This window comes from Actinotalea sp. (assembly GCF_035443605.1).
Classification (GTDB): Bacteria; Actinomycetota; Actinomycetes; order Actinomycetales; family Cellulomonadaceae; genus Actinotalea.
On sequence record NZ_DAORSQ010000044.1, the window covers coordinates 1 to 20,812 of the forward strand.

At 74.2% G+C, this 20,812-nt stretch carries 20 protein-coding genes; 18 read left to right on the plus strand and 2 right to left on the minus strand.

Annotated elements, in window-relative coordinates; all coding sequences use genetic code 11:
• From PKY62_RS06705 to PKY62_RS06775, 15 genes are all read left to right on the plus strand, one after another.
• The coding region (locus PKY62_RS06705) for an ATP synthase beta subunit C-terminal domain-containing protein (RefSeq protein ID WP_502875808.1) at window positions 1-526 on the plus strand (526 nt) is incomplete at its 5' end.
• Window position 527: 1 nt separating this feature from the next.
• The gene (locus PKY62_RS06710) at window positions 528-815 is read left to right on the plus strand and encodes a F0F1 ATP synthase subunit epsilon (protein WP_324535936.1); all 288 of its coding nucleotides are present in this window, start codon (window positions 528-530) and stop codon (window positions 813-815) included.
• Between the two features lie 21 nt (window positions 816-836).
• On the plus strand, window positions 837-1,247 hold the full coding sequence (locus PKY62_RS06715) for a DUF2550 family protein (protein ID WP_324535937.1): 411 nt from the start codon (window positions 837-839) through the stop codon (window positions 1,245-1,247).
• Window positions 1,248-1,943 (plus strand): endonuclease NucS, encoded by a 696-nt coding sequence (gene nucS, locus PKY62_RS06720; RefSeq protein WP_324535938.1) that lies wholly within the window; start codon window positions 1,248-1,250, stop codon window positions 1,941-1,943. It abuts the gene before it with no gap.
• A 68-nt stretch (window positions 1,944-2,011) separates the two neighbouring features.
• On the plus strand, window positions 2,012-2,680 hold the full coding sequence (gene pdxH / locus PKY62_RS06725; RefSeq protein ID WP_324535939.1) for a pyridoxamine 5'-phosphate oxidase: 669 nt from the start codon (window positions 2,012-2,014) through the stop codon (window positions 2,678-2,680).
• Between the two features lie 41 nt (window positions 2,681-2,721).
• Complete coding sequence (locus PKY62_RS06730) at window positions 2,722-3,930, plus strand: N-acetylglucosamine-6-phosphate deacetylase (RefSeq protein ID WP_324535940.1); 1,209 nt, start codon at window positions 2,722-2,724, stop codon at window positions 3,928-3,930.
• 273 nt (window positions 3,931-4,203) lie between these two features.
• The gene (locus tag PKY62_RS06735) at window positions 4,204-5,271 is read left to right on the plus strand and encodes a LacI family DNA-binding transcriptional regulator (RefSeq protein WP_324535941.1); all 1,068 of its coding nucleotides are present in this window, start codon (window positions 4,204-4,206) and stop codon (window positions 5,269-5,271) included.
• A 144-nt stretch (window positions 5,272-5,415) separates the two neighbouring features.
• Window positions 5,416-6,723, plus strand: coding sequence for an ABC transporter substrate-binding protein (locus PKY62_RS06740; protein ID WP_324535942.1), 1,308 nt, complete (start codon window positions 5,416-5,418; stop codon window positions 6,721-6,723).
• A 78-nt stretch (window positions 6,724-6,801) separates the two neighbouring features.
• A complete protein-coding gene (locus tag PKY62_RS06745) occupies window positions 6,802-7,764 on the plus strand; it encodes a carbohydrate ABC transporter permease (protein WP_324535943.1) in 963 nt (320 codons plus the stop codon).
• Window positions 7,764-8,660, plus strand: a complete 897-nt coding sequence (locus PKY62_RS06750; protein ID WP_324535944.1) for a carbohydrate ABC transporter permease — start codon at window positions 7,764-7,766, stop codon at window positions 8,658-8,660. Before PKY62_RS06745 ends, PKY62_RS06750 begins: the two co-directional genes overlap by 1 nt.
• 40 nt (window positions 8,661-8,700) lie before the next feature.
• Window positions 8,701-10,983, plus strand: coding sequence for an alpha-xylosidase (yicI, locus tag PKY62_RS06755; RefSeq protein ID WP_324535945.1), 2,283 nt, complete (start codon window positions 8,701-8,703; stop codon window positions 10,981-10,983).
• Window positions 10,984-11,124: 141 nt separating this feature from the next.
• On the plus strand, window positions 11,125-12,564 hold the full coding sequence (locus PKY62_RS06760; protein WP_324535954.1) for a glycoside hydrolase family 1 protein: 1,440 nt from the start codon (window positions 11,125-11,127) through the stop codon (window positions 12,562-12,564).
• Between the two features lie 74 nt (window positions 12,565-12,638).
• Window positions 12,639-12,941 (plus strand): Rv1322 family protein, encoded by a 303-nt coding sequence (locus PKY62_RS06765; protein ID WP_324535946.1) that lies wholly within the window; start codon window positions 12,639-12,641, stop codon window positions 12,939-12,941.
• Window positions 12,942-13,039: 98 nt separating this feature from the next.
• Complete coding sequence (locus tag PKY62_RS06770; RefSeq protein WP_324535947.1) at window positions 13,040-13,837, plus strand: alpha/beta hydrolase; 798 nt, start codon at window positions 13,040-13,042, stop codon at window positions 13,835-13,837.
• A 39-nt stretch (window positions 13,838-13,876) separates the two neighbouring features.
• Window positions 13,877-14,701 carry an alpha/beta fold hydrolase gene (locus PKY62_RS06775; RefSeq protein WP_324535948.1) on the plus strand — a complete coding sequence of 275 codons (825 nt, stop codon included), beginning with the start codon at window positions 13,877-13,879 and terminating at the stop codon, window positions 14,699-14,701.
• A 44-nt stretch (window positions 14,702-14,745) separates the two neighbouring features.
• On the opposite strand, the gene PKY62_RS06780 is transcribed toward PKY62_RS06775, so the two are convergent.
• Both PKY62_RS06780 and PKY62_RS06785 read right to left on the minus strand, forming a co-directional pair.
• Window positions 14,746-15,180 (minus strand): hypothetical protein, encoded by a 435-nt coding sequence (locus PKY62_RS06780; protein ID WP_324535949.1) that lies wholly within the window; start codon window positions 15,178-15,180, stop codon window positions 14,746-14,748.
• On the minus strand, window positions 15,173-17,269 hold the full coding sequence (locus tag PKY62_RS06785; protein ID WP_324535950.1) for a coiled-coil domain-containing protein: 2,097 nt from the start codon (window positions 17,267-17,269) through the stop codon (window positions 15,173-15,175). The genes PKY62_RS06780 and PKY62_RS06785 overlap by 8 nt, the downstream gene beginning before the upstream one ends.
• A 369-nt stretch (window positions 17,270-17,638) precedes the next feature.
• Here PKY62_RS06785 and PKY62_RS06790 point away from each other — a divergent pair, with 369 nt between their 5' ends.
• The 3 genes from PKY62_RS06790 to PKY62_RS06800 form a co-directional block, all read left to right on the plus strand.
• On the plus strand, window positions 17,639-19,297 hold the full coding sequence (locus PKY62_RS06790) for a hypothetical protein (protein WP_324535951.1): 1,659 nt from the start codon (window positions 17,639-17,641) through the stop codon (window positions 19,295-19,297).
• Window positions 19,294-20,292, plus strand: a complete 999-nt coding sequence (locus PKY62_RS06795; protein WP_324535952.1) for a DUF8094 domain-containing protein — start codon at window positions 19,294-19,296, stop codon at window positions 20,290-20,292. Before PKY62_RS06790 ends, PKY62_RS06795 begins: the two co-directional genes overlap by 4 nt.
• Window positions 20,293-20,323: 31 nt before the next feature.
• Window positions 20,324-20,812 (plus strand): thioredoxin domain-containing protein (locus PKY62_RS06800; RefSeq protein ID WP_324535953.1); only part of this gene is annotated, 489 nt, incomplete at its 3' end.

Genomic DNA, 20,812 nt, shown 5'->3' on the forward strand with positions numbered 1-20,812 from the left:
CACCTCGCTGCAGGCCGTGTACGTGCCCGCCGACGACTACACCGACCCGGCGCCGGCGACCACCTTCGCCCACCTGGACGCGACCACAGAGCTGTCCCGCGAGATCGCCTCGCGCGGTCTCTACCCGGCCGTCGACCCGCTGACCTCGACCTCGCGGATCCTCGACCCGCGGTTCGTCGGTGCGGACCACTACGCGACGGCCGTGCGCGTCAAGCAGATCCTGCAGCGCAACAAGGAGCTCCAGGACATCATCGCGATCCTGGGCGTCGACGAGCTGTCCGAGGAGGACAAGATCGTCGTGTCGCGGGCCCGCCGCATCCAGCAGTTCCTCTCGCAGAACACCTACATGGCCACCCAGTTCACCGGCGTCCCGGGCTCCACGGTGCCGATGAGCGAGACCATCGAGGCGTTCAGCAAGATCGCGGACGGCGAGTTCGACCACATCGCCGAGCAGGCCTTCTTCAACATCGGCGGCCTGGAGGACCTCGAGCGCAACGCCGCGAGGATCGCCAAGGAGATCGGCTGACGTGGCCAACCTCGAGGTGGACCTCGTCGCCGCCGACCGCCGCGTGTGGTCGGGCGAGGCGAGCATGGTCAGCGCCCCCGCCGCCGACGGTGAGATCGGCATCCTGCCCGGGCACGCGCCCGTGCTCGCCGTGCTCCGGCCCGGCACCGTGCGGATCCGTGCGGTCGACGGCGGCGTGCAGACGATCCGGGTCGACGCCGGGTTCCTGTCCGTGGACAGCAACCAGGTGACGCTCGTGGTGGACTCGGCCGAGCCGGACGCCGCGCCGGCTCCGGGCACCCGGCGCTGAGGGCGCACGACGGTGGAGCTGGTGACCGCGCTGATGGGGGTCGGCGCGGTCCTGCTCGTCGTGGTGGTGGTCGCCGGGCTGTACGTCTCGCGCGTGCGCACGCTCGCCCTGCGGCCCGGGTCGTTCTCGTGCCGCCTGAGGTTGGCCGGCGGACCGGGCGCCCCGGGGATCGCGCGGTACGGCCCGGCGCGCCTGGTCTGGTGGCGCACGCTGTCGCTGTCCCCCCGCCCCGCGCGGATGTGGCTGCGTGAGCGGCTCGACCTCGTCGAGCGGGTCACGCTCGCCGAGGTCGACGAGCTGGGCCGCCCCATGGTGCTGGTCCGGTGCCGGCACGACGACGAGGAGTTCGAGCTGATGATGTCCGCCGCGGCCCACACCGGCCTGGTGTCCTGGGTCGAGGCCGGACCGCGCCCCGTCGGCCGGGCGCGCTGAGTGCGGCTCGTCGTCGCCCGCTGCGCCGCGCGGTACTCCGGGCGCCTCAACGCCCACCTCCCGATGGCCACCCGGCTGCTCGTGGTCAAGGCCGACGGGAGCGTGCTGCTGCACTCCGACGGCGGCTCGTACAAGCCGCTCAACTGGATGAGCCCCCCGTGCGCGCTCGCCGTGGTCGAGCCGGACGACGAGGCCGCCGCGCGCGGCGTGAGCGTCGTGTGGCAGGTGCAGCACACCAAGACCGACGACCGCCTGGAGATCGAGCTCTTCGAGGTGCTCCACGACTCTGCCCACGAGCTCGGGGTGGATCCCGGGCTCGTCAAGGACGGCGTGGAGGCGCACCTGCAGGTGCTGCTCGCCGAGCACATCGGGCTGCTGGGGGCCGGGCACACCCTCGTGCGCCGGGAGTACCCCACGGCGATCGGCCCGGTCGACATCCTGGCGCGCGACGCGTCGGGGGGCACGGTGGCGGTGGAGATCAAGCGGCGCGGCGACATCGACGGCGTCGAGCAGCTCACGCGCTACCTCGAGCTCCTCAACCGCGACCCGCACCTGACCCCCGTGCGCGGCGTCTTCGCGGCCCAGGAGATCAAGCCCCAGGCGCGCGTGCTGGCCACCGACCGCGGCATCGCCTGCCTCGTCCTCGACTACGACGCGATGCGTGGGATGGACGACGTGCACGCGCGGCTCTTCTGAGCGCACCGCCCGACCCCGAGCACGCCGCCCGACGGCGCCCGACACCGCCGTGGGGCAGGATCGGGGGCATGAGCACCCCTGAGGTTCGGCCGGACGCGCCGGGTCTGGACGCGTGGCGGCGGACCTACCTGCTCGGTTCCCTCGACGAGGTGGACGTCGACCCCGACCCCTTCGTCCAGGTCCGTCGGTGGTTCGACGACGCGGTCGCCGCCCGCCTGACCGAGCCGAACGCCATGGTCCTGGCGACGGCCTCCGCGGACGCCGTGCCGTCCGCGCGCACGGTGCTGCTCAAGGGCCTCGACGAGCGGGGCTTCGTCCTGTTCAGCCACCACGGCTCGCGCAAGGGGCGGGACATGGCGGCGAACCCGCGCGCGAGCCTGGTCTTCCCGTGGTTCGCCATGGACCGGCAGGTCGTGGTGGTCGGGGACGTCGAGCTCGTGGACCGCGCGGAGGTCGAGGCCTACTTCGCCAGCCGCCCGCACGGCTCGCGCCTCGGGGCGTGGGTCAGCAGGCAGTCGACCGTCATCGCCGACCGGTCGGTGCTCGACGAGCGGCTCGCCGAGGTGTCGGCGCGCTGGCCCGAGGGAACGGACGTCCCCGTGCCCGCGTTCTGGGGCGGGTTTCGCGTGGTCCCGTCCACGGTCGAGCTCTGGCAGGGGCGCGAGTCACGGCTGCACGACAGGTTGCGCTACCGCAGGGCCGGCGGCGGCTGGGTGCTGGAGCGGCTGTCGCCCTGACCGGTTCGACCGCAGCGCCGCCGGCGCGGGACACTGGTGCCATGACCACGTCGACCATCGCCCTGCGCGGCACCGCGGTGACCACGACGGCCGTCCTCGCGGACGCCGTCGTCGTCGTGACGGGGGATCGGATCGCCTGGGTGGGACCGGTCGAGGACTGCCCGGCCGAGCTGGTCGGGCTCGTCGGTCCCGCGGCGCCGGCCGGCACCACGCTGCTGCCCGGCCTGGTCGACGTGCACTGCCACGGTGGCGGGGGAGCGAGCTTCCCGGACGCCACGGATGTGCCGACGGCGCTGCGGGGCGTGCTGGAGCACCGCGCGCACGGCACCACGACCCTCGTCGCATCGCTCGTCACGGCCGACGCCGCGACGCTCCTCGCCCGCACGGCGCTGCTCGCCGAGCTCGCCCATGCCGGTGAGCTCGACGGCATCCACCTCGAGGGCCCATTCCTCTCGCGCGCGCGGTGCGGTGCGCAGAACCCGGCCCTCATGGTCGCCGGCGACGCCGACCTCGTCCGCGCTGTCGCGGCGGCGGCGCGCGGCTTCCTCGCCACCATGACGGTCGCACCCGAGGTGGCCGGCGTCCTGGGCCGCGACGGGGTGCTGACCGCGCTGGCGGAGTGCGGCGCGCTGCCGTCGATCGGGCACACCGACGCGTCGGCTGAGCTCGTCGAGGAGGCGCTGGCGACGGCGTGGACGGCACTGGCCGGGCCCGGCGCGCGCTCGGGCCGGCCCACGGCGACGCACCTGTTCAACGGCATGCGGCCGCTGCACCACCGCGATCCCGGGCCCGCCGCCGCCTGCCTGGCGGCCGCGGCACGTGGGCGCGCCGTCGTCGAGCTCGTCGCGGACGGCGTGCACCTGGCGCCGGCGACCGTGCGGGCCGTGTTCGACCTCGTGGGCCCGGGGTCGATCGCCCTGGTCACCGACGCGATGGCCGCCACGGGGATGCCGGACGGCACGTACGAGCTCGGCCCCGTGCACGTGCGCGTGTCCGGCGGGGTGGCGCGGCTGGCCGACGGCGACGCGATCGCCGGGGGGACGGCACACCTGCTCGACGTCGTGCGGGCCACCGTTGCCGCGGGGGTCCCGCTGCGCGACGCCGTGCTCGCCGCGGCCACGACGCCGGCGCGGGTGCTCGGCCGCGCGGACGTCGGCGCGCTCGAGTCGGGCCGCCGGGCCGACGTCGTCGTCGTGGACGGCGACCTGCATCCGCTGCGCGTGCTGCGCGCTGGGCGCTGGGTCGCCTGACCCGTCGCCTGCCGATCGCCAGCCCGCTGCCCGACTGCTGCCCGCCGGCCCCGCCACCAGCCCGCCTCGCGTGACCGCCGTGACCGCTTCGTGACCTGAGACGCCTTGACGTCTCGATTTGTTTGATCGATACTATCAATCATCGAAGCGCTTCGACGAAGCGCTTCGATGATGCAGTGGTCCTGCAGACAGTGGTCCTGAAGACAGCAGTCCTGATCCCGGCGTACCGCACCTCGTGCGGGCGCCTCCGTTCCCCGGCCGATGGAGGCTGAGATGGCGACGATGGTCGACGTGGCGCGACTCGCCCACGTGTCCCTCAGCACCGTCTCCTACGCGCTGAGCGGGGCACGGCCGGTCTCCGCCGCCACCAAGGAGCGGATCGAGGCGGCGATGGCCGAGCTCGACTTCCGCCCCAACGCGATGGCCCGGTCGCTCGCCAGCCGCCGCAGCCGCACCCTGGCCCTCATCTACCCGGTGATGGAGGCGACCATGGGCGGCACGGTCGCCGAGTTCGTCACCAGCGCGGCGAGCGCGGCCCGCCAGGCCGGCTACCACCTGGTCCTCTGGCCGTTCGGCGCGCACCAGGCCGAGGAGATCCGCGACCTGGTCCAGCAGGGGATGGCCGACGGCGTCCTGCTCATGGAGGTCTGCCTCGCCGACGCCCGCGTCGACGTGCTGCACGCCGCGGGGGTGCCGTTCACCATGATCGGGCGGACCGCGCGGCCCGAGGGGCTGGCCTGCGTCGACGTCGACTTCGCCCTCACCACCGAGGAGGCCGTTGCCCACCTCGCCGGGCTGGGGCACACCCGCATCGGGTTCCTCAACCACTCAGCGGCGTCGTTCGAGGACGGCTACGGGGCGACCGTCCGGGCCCGCGAGGGCTTCCGGCGGGCGATGCTCGACCGCGGGCTGGTGCCGCACGACGTGCTGTGCGACGAGAGCCCGGCCGCCGGTCGCGCCGCGATGGCGCGCCTGCTCGAGGCCGAGCCGGGGCTGACCGCTGTCGTGACGATGAACGAGGTCGCGACCTTCGGTGCGACCGTCGAGCTCCAGGACCGCGGGCTGCGGATCCCGCAGGACGTCTCGGTCCTGTCGATCGTCACCTCACCCGGCGTCGGGGCCATGAGCAACCCGCCGCTGACCACCATGCACGCCCCCGGGGCCGAGCTCGGCCGGCTGGGGGTGCAGGCCCTGCTGGGCCTCATCGAGGGGGCCGCGCCCGTCGCGGACCCCGTCCTGGTCTCCTGCCGGCTCGAGGCCGGCGAGAGCACCGCTCGGGTGCGGTCGGGGCCGGGGCCCTCGACCCTCCCGCCCGCCTCCCTGCCTGCTCCGCCGACCTGAGGCAGCGCTCGGGACCTGCCCCGGAGGAACGCAGACCAGCACCGCCGGCCCGGTCGACCGGTGGGTGCCGCACGCCCTCGACCAGCACCACCGCACCACCAGCACGTCCCAGATCGACCCGCACGACTCAACGAGGAGAAGCTCATGGGTACACGCAAGCGCACCGGCCTCATCGCCGGCCTGATGGTCCTCCCGCTGGCGCTCGCCGCCTGCGGTGGCGGCGACACGGCCGGCACGGAGGAGGGCTCCACCGAGGGTCAGACCCTCAAGCTGTGGCACTACGAGGGCGAGGATTCCGCCATGGGCATCGCCTGGGCCGAGGCCATCAAGGTCTTCGAGGAGGAGACCGGCGCGACGGTCGAGTTCGAGCAGAAGGCCTTCGAGCAGATCCAGCAGACCGCCGGCATGGTGCTCAGCTCCGACGAGGGCCCGGACATCATGGAGTACAACAAGGGCAACGCCACGGCGGGCCTGCTCTCCTCCCAGGGTCTGCTGACGGACCTCACGGACGTGGCGGCCGAGCGCGGCTGGACCGAGACGCTGCCGGGCAGCCTGCAGACGACCGCGATGTACGACGAGCGCGGCGTGATGGGCTCCGGCGCGTGGTTCGGGGTGCCGAACTACGGTGAGTTCGTCACCGTGTACTACAACAAGGACATGTTCGCCGCGCAGGGCATCGAGGTGCCCACCACGCTGGCGGAGATGGAGACGGCGATGGACACGTTCCTCGCGGCCGGGATCACGCCGCTGGGCATGGCCGGGGCCGAGTACCCCGCGGGCCAGCTGTGGTACCAGCTCGTCCTGGCCGAGGCTGACCGTGACTTCGTCACCGCCTACCAGACCTACACCGAGCCGGTGGACTTCGCCGCCGACCCGCTGCTCCAGGGTGCCGAGACGTTCGACGCGTGGGTCAAGGCCGGCTACATGGCCGCCGACGCCGCGAGCATCAAGGCCGAGGACATGGGCGTCGCGTTCATCAACGGCACGTCGCCGATGATCGTCTCGGGCTCGTGGTGGTACGGCCGGTTCGTCGCCGACGCCACCGACTTCGAGTGGGGCATCTTCAACTTCCCGGGCAACACGCTCAACGCCGGCTCGAGCGGCAACCTCTGGGTGGTCCCGGAGAACTCCGCGAACAAGGAGCTCGCGTACGACTTCATCGACATCACCATGCGCCCGGAGATCCAGGCCCTGCTCGGCAACAACGGCGGCCTGCCCGTCGCGGCCGACCCGGCTGACATCACCGACCCGAAGAGCCAGGAGCTCATCACCGCGTTCAACGAGGTGCTGGACAACGACGGCCTGGCGTTCTACCCCGACTGGCCCGTCCCGGGCTTCTACGACGTCCTGGTCGCCGGCTTCCAGTCGCTGATCAACCAGTCGCAGTCGCCCGCCGAGGTGCTGCAGGAGATCGGGACCGCGTACGACGACGGCGTCGCCAACATCGGCTGACCGTCCGGGTGGGGCCGGCCACGCCGGCCGGCCCCACCCGCCCAGCACGCACGAACGTCCTGCGACGAAGGAGTGACGATGACCACCGTGGACGAGACCCGCGCCGCCGCGGGCCGCGAGGCCAGGACGAGGGCCGCCCGCCGGCTCCGCACCGGCCAGTCCGGCTACTGGCCCTACCTGGTGCCCGGCGGGCTGCTGTTCGTCGCGGTCATCGTCGTGCCGTTCTTCATGAACCTCTACTACTCGATGACGAAGTGGCCGGGCATCGGCGACCCGCGCTGGGTCGGCTTCGACAACTACGTCCGCCTCGCGTCGGACGAGACCTTCTGGATGTCGTTCCGCAACTCCATCGCGATGATCGTCGCGATGGTCGTGGTGCCGACCCTCATCGGCCTGCTCCTCGCGGCCGTGCTGTTCGACTACCTCGCCAAGCGGTTCGACGGGCGCGTGGCCAGCACGCTCCGGGCCACCTACTACCTGCCGCAGATCCTCCCGGTCGCCGTGGCGGGCATCCTGTGGGGCTGGATCCTCAACCCGCAGACCGGTGCGCTCAACGTGCTGCTGCGCCAGGTGGGCCTGGACTCCTGGGCCCTGAACTGGCTGGGCGACACCACCACGGCGTTGCCCACCGTGATGATGGTGATGATCTGGGTGCAGATCGGCTACCCCGTGGTCATCTTCATGGCCGCGCTGTCCCGCGTGGACCCCGAGCTGTACGAGGCGGCGGAGCTCGACGGCGCCGGCTGGTTCCGCCGGTTCCGGGCGATCACCATCCCGCAGATCAAGCCGGAGACCTTCGTGGTCACCCTGACCTGCACCATCGCCGCCCTCAAGGTGTTCGGGCCGATCTACGTCCTGACCAAGGGCGGGCCGGAGAACACGACCAACGTGCCGTCGTACTTCTCCTACCAGAACTTCTTCCCCAAGTCCCAGGTCGGCTACGGCGCCGCGATCGCCACGGTGCTGACGATCCTCGTCGTCGTGGTCTCCATCGTCTTCATGCGGGCCCAGGCCGCGAGCGAGCGCAAGGAAGGCATCTGATGGCCATCGTCATCGCCTCGGGGACCACCGCGCCCCCCACCGCCGCCACGGTCACCCCGCACCGCTCGGCGCTGCGGCGTGGCCCGCTGCGGTGGGTCGTGCTCACGGCCACCGTGCTCGTCGCCGCGCTCATGATGGTGCCGTTCGTCATCATGCTGCTCAACGCGTTCAAGTCGCCGGCGGAGTACTCGGCCAACGGCCCGCTCAGCCTGCCGACGTTCCTCTACACCGACGGCCTGCTGAACTTCTGGGAGCGCGTCAACTACCCCGAGAAGCTGGTCAACTCGATCGTCATCAGCGGCTCCGTCGCGGTGCTGGCGACGCTGGTCTCGCTGCTCAACGCGTACGCGCTGGGGATCGGGCGGGTCAAGGGGCGGATGTGGATCGTCACGCTCTTCCTGCTGGCCAACATGCTCCCGCAGGAGGCCCTCATCTACCCGCTGTACTTCCTGGCCAAGGAGACCGGGCTGTACAACACCCAGCTGTCCGTCATCATCATCTTCACCGTGATCCAGAGCGCGTTCGGCACCTACCTGCTGTCCTCGGTGCTCTCGACGTTCCCGCCATCGGTGCTCGAGGCCGCCGCGCTGGACGGCGCCAGCCGCTGGCAGATGCTGTGGAAGATCATCTTCCCGATCTCCCGGCCCACGCTGTCCGTGCTGCTGATCTTCTTCTTCATCTGGACGTGGAACGAGTTCTTCATCCCGCTGGTCATGCTCATCGACAACGCGACGCAGACCATCCCGGTCGCGCTGGCGTCGCTGCAGGGCGACCGGCTCATGGACGCGCCGACCATCAACGCCGGTTCGCTCATCAGCCTGCTGCCCGCGGTGATCTTCTTCCTCGTCTTCCAGCGCACGCTGACCCGCGGGATCACCGCGGGCGCCGTCAAGTAGCACCCCCGTCCACCACCACGACCCCAGGACCGAGAGCGACATGAAGTTCACCGATGGCTACTGGATGGTGCGCGAGGGCATGAGCGCCCTGCACCCCGCGCAGGCCTACGACGTCTGGGCCGCCGACGACGCGATGACCGTCTACGCCCCCACGGCGCGGATCCGCCACCGGGGCGACGTGCTCAACCGGCCCGTGGTGACCGTCACCTACTCCTCGCCGATGCCGGACGTCATCCGGGTGCGGATCGAGAACCACGTGGGTGGCGTCGACCGGGGTCCGCACTTCGCGCTGCACGCGCCGGAGCGGGTGCCGGTCGACATCCGGGTCGACGAGGAGGCCGGCGTGCTGACGTCCGGCTCCCTGTCCGTCCGGGTGGACCGCGGCGAGCGCTGGCAGGTCGACTTCTCCTCCGGGGGCCGCGTGCTCACGTCGAGCCCGGCCAAGGGGATCGGCGTCGTCGAGGCCGACGGCGTCACCTACGTGCACGAGCAGCTGTCGCTGGGCGTGGGCGAGCACGTCTACGGGCTGGGGGAGCGGTTCGGCGCCTTCGTCAAGAACGGGCAGAGCGTCGACATCTGGAACGCCGACGGCGGCACGTCGAGCGAGCAGGCGTACAAGAACGTGCCGTTCTACCTGTCGGACCGCGGGTACGGCGTGTTCGTCAACGCGCCGGAGCTCGTCTCCTTCGAGATCGGCTCCGAGCTCGTGGGTCGCACCCAGTTCAGCGTCGCCGGGCAGGCGCTCGAGTACTTCGTCATCGGCGGCCCGACCCCCAAGGACGTCCTGCGCCGCTACACCGCCCTGACGGGGCGCCCGGCCCGCGTGCCGGCGTGGTCGTTCGGGCTGTGGATGTCGACCTCGTTCACCACGGACTACGACGAGGCGACGGTGACGAGCTTCGTCGAGGGGATGGCCGAGCGGGACATCCCGCTGTCGGTGGTGCACTTCGACTGCTTCTGGATGCGCGAGTTCAACTGGTGCGACTTCGAGTGGGACCCGCGCACCTTCCCGGACCCGCAGGGCATGCTCGGCCGGCTGCACGACCGCGGTCTGCACACGTGCGTGTGGATCAACCCCTACATCGCCCAGCGCTCGCCGCTGTTCGCCGTCGGTGCCGAGAAGGGCTACCTCGTGCGCCGGCCGGACGGCTCGGTGTGGCAGTGGGACATGTGGCAGGCGGGGATGGGCCTGGTGGACTTCACCAACCCCGAGGCCCGCGCGTGGTTCACCGGACACCTCGAGCGGCTCATGGACATGGGGGTCGACGCCTTCAAGACGGACTTCGGCGAGCGGATCCCCACGGACGTGGTGTGGCACGACGGCTCCGACCCGGCGCGGATGCACAACTACTACGCCCAGCTCTACAACGAGACCGTCTTCGAGGTCGTCGAGCGCCGGCGCGGTGCGGGCGAGGCGATCCTCTTCGCGCGCTCGGCCACCGCCGGCGGCCAGCAGCTGCCCGTGCACTGGGGCGGTGACTGCTTCTCCAGCTTCGACGCGATGGCGGAGTCGCTGCGCGGCGGCCTGTCCCTTTCCCTGTCGGGCTTCGGGTACTGGAGCCACGACATCGGCGGCTTCGAGGGCACCCCGGACCCCACCGTCTTCAAGCGCTGGACGGCCTTCGGCCTGCTGTCGTCGCACTCGCGGCTGCACGGCTCGGGCTCGTACCGCGTGCCGTGGGCGTTCGACGACGAGGCGGTCGACATCATGCGCCGGTTCACGCGGCTCAAGATGCACCTCATGCCCTACCTGGCGCGCGTCGCCGAGGAGGCGCACACGCAGGGCCTGCCGATGATGCGACCCATGGTCCTGGAGTTCCCCGAGGACCGCGGTGCGGCGACGGTGGACACCCAGTACCTGCTCGGCGACGCCCTCCTGGTGGCCCCGGTGCTCAGCGCCGACGGCATGGTGGACGTCTACGTGCCCGAGGGCACCTGGACCCACCTGCTCACCGGCGAGCAGGTCAGCGGCCCCCGCTGGGTGCGCCAGGAGCACGCGGTGGACTCGCTGCCGCTGCTCGTCCGGCCGGGAACGGTGGTGCCGATCGGCGCGCACGGCGACGGCCCGGAGTACGACTACGCCGACGGCGTCCTGCTGCGCGTCGTCGAGCCGGCCGACGGTCAGCGCACCGAGGTGACGGTCCCGCGGGGCGGGGCGCACGCCGGGGAGCCGGCGGTCGTCTTCGTCGTCGAGCGGACGGGTGACCGGGTGGTCGCCACGACGGCGGGGGCACCGGGGGCCTGGTCCGTCCAGGCGGTCGTGGGTGGGCGTGAGTCCACCCTGGTCGCGGCAGAGGGTGGCCGCGCGTCGGTCACGTGGTGAGGGGCGTGCTGCTCGTGGGACGGGCTCGGCGGATGGCCGCGCGGCGGTCGGCGTGGCGGGCCGTGTGAGACCGGTCTCACCTGGCGGACGTGCGGGTGTCGAAACGATTCGACCGTGGCAGGATGTGACGCTGTGACGACGATGCCCGTGACCCGACGCTTCCCCGCCGACTTCCTCTGGGGCGCGGCCACCGCGTCCTACCAGATCGAGGGCGCCGTCGACGAGGACGGCCGCGGGCCGTCCATCTGGGACACGTTCAGCCGCACGCCGGGGCGCACGCTGGGCGGCGACACCGGAGACGTTGCCGCCGACCACTACCACCGGATGTCCGCGGACGTCGCGCTCATGAAGGACCTCGGGCTGCAGGCCTACCGGTTCTCCGTGGCGTGGTCGCGCATCCAGCCGACGGGCAGCGGCCCGGTCAACGCGGCGGGCCTCGCGTTCTACTCGCGACTGGTCGACGAGCTGATCGCCGCCGGGATCCGGCCCGTCGCGACGCTGTACCACTGGGACCTTCCCCAGGCCCTCGAGGACGAGGGCGGCTGGGCGTCGCGCGAGACCGCCGTGAAGTTCGCCGAGTACGCCCGCATCCTCGCCGAGGGCCTGGGGGACCGGGTGTGGCTGTGGACCACGCTCAACGAGCCGTGGTGCTCGGCGTTCCTCGGCTACGCGTCGGGCGTGCACGCCCCCGGGGTCGCGGACGACGCCGCTGCGCTCGCTGCGGTGCACCACCTCAACCTCGGTCACGGGCTGGCCGCGCGCGCGATCCGGGAGGTGCTGCCGGAGGCGAAGGTCTCGGTGACGCTCAACCTGCACGTCACGCGGGCCGCGAGCGACCGTCCGGAGGACGTCGAGGCCCTGCGCCGCATCGACACCGTCGCCAACGAGGTCTTCCTCCAGCCGATGCTCGAGGGGCGCTACCCCGAGCGGCTCGCCGCCGACACGGCGGGGATCACCGACTGGTCGTTCGTGCACGACGGCGACCTCGAGGCCATCGCCGTGCCGCTCGACGTGCTCGGCGTGAACTACTACTCCACCGGACGCGTGCGGCACCGCCAGGTCGCGGCGCCGGTGGGCGACGGGAGCCCTGGCCCGGACGGGCACCGCTCCGCCGAGCACAGCCCCTGGGTGGGTGCCGCGGACGTCGAGTGGTTGCCCCAGCCCGGTCCGCACACCGCGATGGGCTGGAACATCGACCCGCAGGGCCTGACCGACCTGCTCGTGGGGCTGCGGGACCGCTACCCCACGCTGCCGCTGGCGGTCACGGAGAACGGCGCGGCCTTCGACGACGTGCCGAGCGAGGACGGTCGCGTCCACGACGAGCGCCGCGTCGCCTACGTCCACGACCACCTCGAGGCCGTCGGCCGCGCGCTCGACGCCGGCGTCGACGTGCGCGGCTACTTCGTGTGGTCCCTGCTCGACAACTTCGAGTGGGCCTACGGCTACGACCGGCGGTTCGGCATCGTCCGGGTGGACTACGACACGCTCGAGCGCACCCCCAAGGACTCGGCGCTCTGGTACCGCGAGGTGCTGCGCGCCGGTGGCCTGGTGCCCGTCGCGGAGGCCGCCCGGCTGGGCTGAGCCGCCTCCGGCCGCGGGCCCGGCCCGGCGCCGCGGGCTGCGCGCCCGGCCGTGGTCTGGGGGAGGATGGGGCCATGCCGTCGGGACGCAGGTCGAGCAAGCGGCCGTGGAGCGCCGAGCACGCGGAGCTCGACCTCGAGCGGGTCCGCGGCGGCCGTCGCACCGAGGCGGGCGCTGACGGCTCGTGGACGGTCCAGTCCGTGCCCGGTACCGGGGACAGGACCTACCGCTGCCCCGCGTGCCACCGGGAGATCGCGCCGGGCACCGCGCACGTCGTGGCGTGGCAGGCCGACGCCCTGCTGGGGCCTGAGGCCGCGCTGGAGCTGAGGCGCCACTGGCACACGGGGTGCTGGCAGCACCGCGACCGCCGGCGGTGAGCACCGGGTCGACCGGGGACGCGCCCGACGGTCGCCACCCCGGCGGTCCGAGACCCGGCACCCGGCGGCCCGCACCGGCGGCCGCTAGGCTCGGGCCGATGACCTCCCCGGCGACCGACGCACGCACCGACGGCACCCCCGCCGCCGGCACCGAGATCCGCGCGCTGAGCGTCCTGCCCGCGCGGCGCGAGGACATCGAGCTCCACACCGCGGACGGGGTCACCCTCGTCGGGGAGCTCGCACTGCCGCTGGACCGCGCGCCGGTCGCCACCCTCGTCACGCTGCACCCCCTGCCGACGCACGGCGGCTTCATGGACTCGCACGTGCTGCGCAAGGCCGCATGGCGGCTGCCCGCCCTGGCGGACCTCGCCGTGCTGCGCTTCAACACCCGTGGCACGTCCAGCCCACGCGGACGCAGCGGTGGCACGTTCGACGGCGGGGCGGCCGAGCAGCACGACGTCGTGGCCGCGATCGAGTACGCCGAGTTCCACGACCTGCCGCGGCGCTGGCTGGTCGGCTGGTCCTTCGGCACGGAGCTGGCCCTCATGCACGGGGCCGACCCCGCGATCGAGGGTGCCGTGCTGCTGTCCCCTCCGCTGCACCGGGCGTCGGACGCCGACCTGGACGCGTGGGACGCCTTCGGCAAGCCGCTGCTGGTGCTCGTCCCGGAGCTGGACGACTACCTGCGCCCCGACGAGGCCCGGCGGCGGTTCGCCCGGGTCTCGTCGGCCGAGGTGATCGGGGTCGACGGGGCGCGGCACCTGTGGGTCGGTGAGGCCGCGGTGCGTCGCGTGCTCGACGAGATCGTCACCCACGTGCTGCCGGGGCATCCGGGGCTGCCGACCACCTGGGACGGGCCGTCCGGCACGGCGGGGCAGGACGACGAGACACGCTGAGCACCCGGGACGAGCCCGGGTGACGAGACGGAGGCCGAGATGACCACGGACGGCATGCTGGCGCTGCACACCCTGCGCCGCGGCGCACCCGACGCGCTGCCGCTGGTGCTCCTGCACGGCTTCCCGCTCGACCACCGGATGTGGCTCGACGTCACCGACCTCCTGGCGGGGGACCCGACCGTGCTGGCCCCCGACCTGCCCGGCTTCGGCACCTCACCGGGCGGCCCCGACGTGGCGGCCGCCGTCGGCGGCACCGAGCCGTCCGTGGACGTCATGGCAGACGGGGTCGCGGCCACCCTGCACGCCGCCGGCGTGGACCGTGCCGTCGTGGCCGGGCTGTCCATGGGCGGGTACGTCGCGATGGCGCTCGTCGAGCGGCACCCGGACCTCGTCGCGGGCCTGGCGCTGCTGGACACCAGGTCCACGGCCGACGACGACGGCGCGCGCACCCAGCGCCTGCGGGTGGCCGACACGGTGACGGCCGAGCTGTCGGTCGAGGCCGTGCTGGGGATGCGGACCGCCCTGCTGGGGGCGGGCAACCGCGGGACCCGGCTCGATCTCGTCGAGCGGCTCGACGGCTGGATCCGCGACCAGGGTCCGCTCGGGGTGGCGTGGGCGCAGCGCGCGATGGCGGCCCGCCCGGACCGCACCGCGGTGCTCGCCGGCTATCGCGGACCCGCCGTGGTGCTCGTCGGTGACGAGGACGAGGTGACACCGCTCGAGGCGGCCCGGCACATGGTCGGTGCGTTGGCCGGGGCCGAGCTCGTCGTGGTGCGCGGGGCGGGGCACATGACGAGCAACGAGAGCCCCGAGCCCGTCGCCGCGGCGCTCACCGCGCTCCTGATCCGGGCCACCGCCGGCTGAGTCCTCGGCCGCAGCCGGCTGGGCGCAGGGCCTCCCGGCCGCCGTCAGGCGCCCTGCGGCGTGTTCCGCTCGAGGACCATCGCCAGCGCGTCGGGCAGGTCGATCGACTCGCCGTCGCGACCACCCTTGCCCAGCACGAGCGGCGGCTCGCTCGGCTCGACCGTGGCGCCACGGACCAGCGCGAGGAGGCTCGCCGGGACGCCCAGCACGTAGAACTCGCCGTCGGTGCCCACGGCGACCGACTCGTTGAGCTTGAGGTACCAGCCGTCCGTCGACGTCCGGTACCGGTGCCGGCCGTCGTAGCTGCGGGCCCTGAGGCGCACCGGTGCGATGCCCCGCTCCGTCGCCTGCGCCACGAAGGCGGCGAGCAGCACGCGCGCCTTGGCAGACTCGCCGGCCTCGCGCCGGGCGAGCGCCTCCCCGTGCACCGCCGCGGCCTCGCGGCGCCGCTCGCGCCAGTCCGCGACGTCCTCAGGCACCACGGCGGTTCTTCGACGCGCGTGCCGTGCCGGCCGAAGCGGTGACGGGCTCGTCGGCAGGGACCTCGGCCGGTGCGTCGTCGACGTCCTCGGCGGCGTGCTCTGCCTCCGCGGCAGCGGCGCCCCGGTCGTCGTCGTCGCTCGCCGGGGGCCCGTCCGCGGGTGCGTCGTCCTCCGCTGCAGCCCCGTCGCCCTGGGCCTGCTCCGACTCGGCCACCGCGGCGACGAAGCGCGCCTCGGCGTCCTCCACCCGCGCCATCGTCAGCTTCGACGGCACGGGGTCGTGGCCCAGCAGGTTGCGCAGCTCGTCGAGATACGCGGTGATCGACTCGCGCTGGCGGTTGAGGTCCTCGACCTGGCGCTGGGCCGTGGTGCGCTCGCGCTCGGCCTCGCCCATCGCCTCGGAGAGGGTCTTCTCGGCGTGCTCACGGGCCTCGGCGACCACCCGGTCGGCGTTGCGCCGCGCGTTGGACAGCAGGTCCTTGGCGTGCGCGTCGGCGTCGCGACGGATCTTCTCCGCCTGCTCGAGCGCGTTGGCGACCCTCTGCTCGGCGTCGGCGGCGTGCGCCTCGGCGTCACCGACGAGTCGCTCGGTGGCCAGCCGGGCGGCCTCGTGGCGCTCGGTGTCGGACTTCTCGGCGACCTCGCGGCGCGTGGCGATCTCCAGCTCGGCATCGGCGAGCGCGCGCGTCGCGGCGTCGCGCTGGGCCTCGGCCTGTGCCGTGGCTGCCGACGTCAGCTCCGCGGCGGTGCGCCTGGCCTCGGCGAGCAGGCGATCGACCTCGAGCCGGGTGGTCTCGCGCAGCTCCGTGGTCTCCCGCGCCGTGGTCTCGCGCAGCTCCGTGGTCTCCCGCTCGGCCAGCGCACGGGCGTCCGTGGTCTCCCGCGTGGCGCCGGCCCGCAGGTGGGACGTCTCGCGCTCGGTGGTCTCGCGCAGCTCGGTGGTCTCGCGGTCGGCCGTGGCGCGCAGCTCGGCCGCGTACTGCTCGGACTCGGCGCGGACGGTGCCGAGCTCGGTCGCGAGGGCGTTGCGGGCGGCGGTCGTCTCGTCACCGACCGTCGAGCGCAGCTCCGCGACCTCGCGGTCGGCGGTCGCCCGGACGAACGCGGCGTACTGGTCCGCCTCGGTCCGCAGCGCGGTCGCCTCGGTCTCGGCGCGCTGACGCGCGGCGCGCGCCTCGCGGTCCGCGGCCGTCCGGACGGCGTCTGCCGCCTGCTGCGCCTCGGTGCGGAGGGCGGCGACGGCGGTCTCGGTCCCGGCGCGCAGCTCCGCGGTGTCCGCCTCGGCCTCGGCCCGGATCGTCGCGGCGTACTGCTCCGCGTCGGTGCGCAGGGCCGCGACATCGGCGTCGGTCTTCTGGCGCAGGGCGGTGGTCTCGGCGTCGGCCGTGGCGCGCAGCTCCTGCGCGTAGCGGTCGGTCTCCTCGCGCAGGGCGGTCGTCTCGGCCTGCGTGGTGCTGCGCAGCTCCGTCGCGGCGCGCTCGGTGCTGACGCGCAGCTCGGTGGTCTCGCGCTCCACGGTGGCCCGGGCGGTGCTCAGCTCGCGCTCCAGGCCGCTGCGCCGCTCGCTCTCCTCGGTCGCGACGGCGCTGGAGATCCGCGCGGCCTCGCGCTCGGCGGACCCGACGAGCTCCTCGGCGCGGCGCTGGGCGGAGACCAGGGTGCTCTCGGCCTCGGCCGCCGAGGTCGAGCGGACCTCCTCGGCCTCCCGGCGCGTCGTCGCGAGCAGCTCGGCGACCTCGTTCTCCGCGCGGGCGCGCAGCTGGCCGGCCGCGAGCTTGGCGCGCGCCATGGCGTCGGCGGCCTGGGCGTTGGCCTGGGACAGGACGTCCGAGGACTGCTCCTCCGCGGAGCGCAGCAGCTGCTCGATGCGCGAGCCGAGGCCCGAGTAGGTGGGCCGCTCCGCCTCGCGCAGCTGACGGTGCGCCTCGGACAGCTCGCCGGCCACCTGCATGGCCCGGGCGTCCATCTGCTCGACCTGGGAGCGCGCGTCGGTGAGCTGCTTCTCCAGCTGCGCCAGCCGCTGCTCCACCTGGGTGCGCTCGTAGCCGCGCATCACGACCGGGAACACGCCTCGCTCGTCGGTCACAACAACCTCCTGGAAAGGGCTCCGCCGGCGCAGCGGCGCGGATGCGCCCCGCCGGTGCGGGCCTGCAGATCGGGGCCTGGTCGGGGAGCCGCCCGCCCCGGAGCCCCAGCCTAACGGTCCGGACGGTGGGACCCCACCCCGCGGACGACCCGCCCAGCCCCGGATCGGACCCGACCGTGCCGCGGCCACCGCCCGACGCGCGGCCCGTCGGGCACCCCCCCGGCCACGGTCCGACCGTCACCCGTCACCCACCGCCGACCACCCGTCGGGCACCGTGCGTACCGCCCACCCGGGGCCCGCCCGTCGCTCGGCACCCCACCGTCGACCGCCCTCGCCTATCCTGGGTCGTCACGTCGGAAGGGACGGCTCGTGCTTCCTCGCGCTCTCGCGTCGCTGCTGTGCCTGCTGGGCGCCGCGGCCCTCGGTCTGGGGGTCGCCTCGGCGACCGTCTGGCGAGCCGACGACACCCTGGTGGCCACGGTCGAGGCGACCACTCTCGTGGCGACCGAGCCGGGGGTGCTGGACCTCGCCGCCGCCGACGTGACCGTCCGCGCCGAGGCCGAGGGTGCCGTGGTCATCGCGCTGGGCCGCACGGCCGACGTCGAGGCGTGGATCGGCACCGACGCGCACGCGTGGGTGACGGGCCTGGTGGACCGCACGACCCTGAGCACGCGCGACGTCGAGGCGACCTCCCCGAGCCCGACGGCGACCGCCGACCCCACGGCCACCGCCGGCCCCGCGGCGACGCCCGCACCGGAGCCGACCGCAGAGGCGACCGCAGAGCCGACCGACGGTGACGCCGCAGGAGAGGCCACCGCCGCGGTGGCCGACCCCACCGGCTCGGACCTCTGGGTCGCCGAGGCCACGGGCGACGGTGAGGCCGAGCTCGAGTGGAGCCGGCAGGACGGCCGGTGGAGCGTGCTCGTCGCGGCCGTCGGGCCGGACGCCGGTCCGGTGACGCTCCGGCTCACCTGGCCGCAGGCGGTCACGACCCCGTGGCTCGCGCCCGGGGTGGCTGTCGGGGGGCTGCTCCTGGTGGCGGGCCTCCTGTGGTGGGTCGTCCTCCTGTGGGGCACCCGGTGGCTCGGCCCGGTGGGTGCACTGTCCCGGGCAGGGTCGGCGCGGCTGCTGGCCCTGCTGCGGCACGAGGAGCACGAGGGCGAGGTCCGCCGCCCGGGGACCCACCCGGTGCCCGTGGTCGAACGGGCACGGCGCGCCACCGGCGAGGTCGAGCGGGTCGCCCGCGACACGCCCGCCGCGGACCGCGCCGACGGGTCCCCGCACGGTCGACCCGAGGTGACCGACGTCGTGCGCCCTCAGAGCTCCGCGGCCGTGGAGGCGCACCCGGTGCCGCTGCCCGACGACGGCGCGCCGCTCACCCGTCGCCAGCTGCGCGAGCGGGCGGCTGCGGCTGCGGCATCGGGGACCGCCCGACCCGCCTCGCCGGCGTCTGCCGCGGACGCGCCCGGGCCGGGGCCGACCACGGGCTCGACGGCGGACGTGAGCCCCACCGCGCCGGCAGCGCCGACCACGGACGACGCGACGACGGCGGCCCCGCCGGTCGCGGTACCGAAGAGGCACGCCGTCCCGCCGACCGCCGCGGCGGTCACTCCCGCCGGTCGCACTCCCGCCGGTCTCACACCCGCCGGTCTCACGCCCGCCACACCCGCGACGGCCGGGGCCACGCCGGCCGAGCCGGCCCCGGTCGCCGAGCCGACGCCGCCCGCCGAGCCGGCCCCGGTCGCAGAGCCCACGCCGGCCGCCCGGCGACGCGTCTCGCGCGTGCCGTCGTGGCTCCCGGGCCGCCGTACCTCGGCCGACGTCGCCGAGGCGCCCGCGTCGGTACCCGATCCCGTCCCCGAGGCACCGGCACCGACCGTGCCCGCCACGGCACCCTCGGCGTCGGCCGACGCGTGGCGTCGTGCCTGGGGGATCCCGAGCATCGAGCGGACCGAGGCGCCCACCGCCCCGCTGGAGTCCCCGGACGACGGCCGATCGACCGACGCGAGCGAGGGGGAGGGCCGATGAGCCGCCGACTCCGGGCCGCACTCGTCGGCGCCGTCACCGCGCTGGCCCTCGCGGCCTGCGCCGCCCCGCTGCCCACCCCGCAGCCGGACGCCGTACCGGTGACGCTCCCGCCGGCCGTCTCGACGGCCCAGGTGGACCGCATCCTCGCCGACCTCGCCGAGACTCTCGCCGCGGCCGACGCCACAGCACCGGCCGACGCCGCCGCGTCGGCCGCGGCCCTGGCGCCGCGCGTCACCGGGCCGGCCGCCACCCTGCGGGCGGCCCAGTACGTGCGGCTCGCCGCGGGGGACACCACCGCGCTGACGCTCGTCCCGCCCAGCGAGCAGACGCTCGTCGTGCCCACCACGGATGTCTGGCCGCGGACCGTCATGGTCGTCACGGCGGCTCCGGAGGACCTGCGCGCGCCGCTGCTGCTCACGCTCGTCCAGGACGGTCCGCGCGAGCCCTACCGGCTGTGGTCGTGGGTCCGGCTCTTCCCCGGCGTCCAGATGCCGGCGACCACGCAGCCCGGCATCGGGTCCGCCCCGGTGGCACCGGACGCCGGCACCCTGGCGCTCGCCCCGGCCGACGTCATGGCCCAGTACGTCGACCTGCTGACCAACGGCGACGCCTCGGCGTACGCCCCCGTCTTCGCCGCCGACCCGCTGCGGGCCGGCATCGCGGCGCAGCGGGACGGCTGGGTGGCCGCGGTCGCCGACAAGGGCAGCCTCACCGAGACCTACCAGGCGCTCGACGCGCCGGTGTCCCTCGCGACGGCCGACGGCGGCGCCATCGTCGTGGGGACCGTCCAGACGGTCACGACGATCACGCTGACCGACTCGACGCTGACCATCGGCGACCTCACCGCCGCCCTGCTCGGCGCGAGCACCGTCGCGTCCAACCTCACGCTCACCTGGCTCAGCGTCGTCGCCTTCGACGTCCCGCCGGCGGGCTCCGCCGAGCCCGTCGCGGTCCTCGGCGCCGAGCACGCACCCGTCCAGGTCACCGGCTCCTAGCCGCTGACGCACCCAGATCCGAGAGTCCGCCATGACCCAGCCCACCGGTCCCCGCCCGCGCCTCGACGTCCGCGGTGCCGTCGACCTGTCCAGCCTCGGCCGTCCCGCGGCACCCGCCCCGGGCGGCCCCGCCACCGGCACCACGAGCGGCGTCGTCATCGACGTCACCGAGGCGAACTTCCCCGAGGTCGTCCAGCAGTCCCTCACGGTGCCCGTCGTCGTGGTGCTGTGGGCGCCGTGGAGCGAGGTCAGTACGGCGGTCACGGCCGACCTCGTCGCCATCGCGGAGGAGGCCGGTGGCCGGTTCCTGCTCGCGCGGGTCGACACGGAGCAGAACCCGCAGATCGCCCAGGCCTTCGCCGCGCAGACGGTCCCGGCCGTGGTGGCGGTGCTCAAGGGCCAGCCCGTGCCGCTGTTCCAGGGGGCGGCCAGCCCGGAGGACGTCCGAGCACTCATCGTGCAGGTGCTCGAGGCCGCGGCTGCCAACGGGGTGACCGGGACCGTCGCCGTCGGTGCGCCG

Excerpts from the sequence above, each read along its gene's own strand:
- pdxH (WP_324535939.1), top strand. The coding sequence starts at position 2,012 with ATGAGCACCCCTGAGGTTCGGCCGGACGCGCCGGGTCTGGACGCGTGG.
- PKY62_RS06730 (WP_324535940.1), top strand. The coding sequence starts at position 2,722 with ATGACCACGTCGACCATCGCCCTGCGCGGCACCGCGGTGACCACGACG.
- PKY62_RS06735 (WP_324535941.1), top strand. The coding sequence starts at position 4,204 with ATGGCGACGATGGTCGACGTGGCGCGACTCGCCCACGTGTCCCTCAGC.
- PKY62_RS06740 (WP_324535942.1), top strand. The coding sequence starts at position 5,416 with ATGGGTACACGCAAGCGCACCGGCCTCATCGCCGGCCTGATGGTCCTC.
- PKY62_RS06745 (WP_324535943.1), top strand. The coding sequence starts at position 6,802 with ATGACCACCGTGGACGAGACCCGCGCCGCCGCGGGCCGCGAGGCCAGG.
- PKY62_RS06750 (WP_324535944.1), top strand. The coding sequence starts at position 7,764 with ATGGCCATCGTCATCGCCTCGGGGACCACCGCGCCCCCCACCGCCGCC.
- yicI (WP_324535945.1), top strand. The coding sequence starts at position 8,701 with ATGAAGTTCACCGATGGCTACTGGATGGTGCGCGAGGGCATGAGCGCC.
- PKY62_RS06760 (WP_324535954.1), top strand. The coding sequence starts at position 11,125 with ATGCCCGTGACCCGACGCTTCCCCGCCGACTTCCTCTGGGGCGCGGCC.
- PKY62_RS06765 (WP_324535946.1), top strand. The coding sequence starts at position 12,639 with ATGCCGTCGGGACGCAGGTCGAGCAAGCGGCCGTGGAGCGCCGAGCAC.
- PKY62_RS06770 (WP_324535947.1), top strand. The coding sequence starts at position 13,040 with ATGACCTCCCCGGCGACCGACGCACGCACCGACGGCACCCCCGCCGCC.
- PKY62_RS06775 (WP_324535948.1), top strand. The coding sequence starts at position 13,877 with ATGACCACGGACGGCATGCTGGCGCTGCACACCCTGCGCCGCGGCGCA.
- PKY62_RS06795 (WP_324535952.1), top strand. The coding sequence starts at position 19,294 with ATGAGCCGCCGACTCCGGGCCGCACTCGTCGGCGCCGTCACCGCGCTG.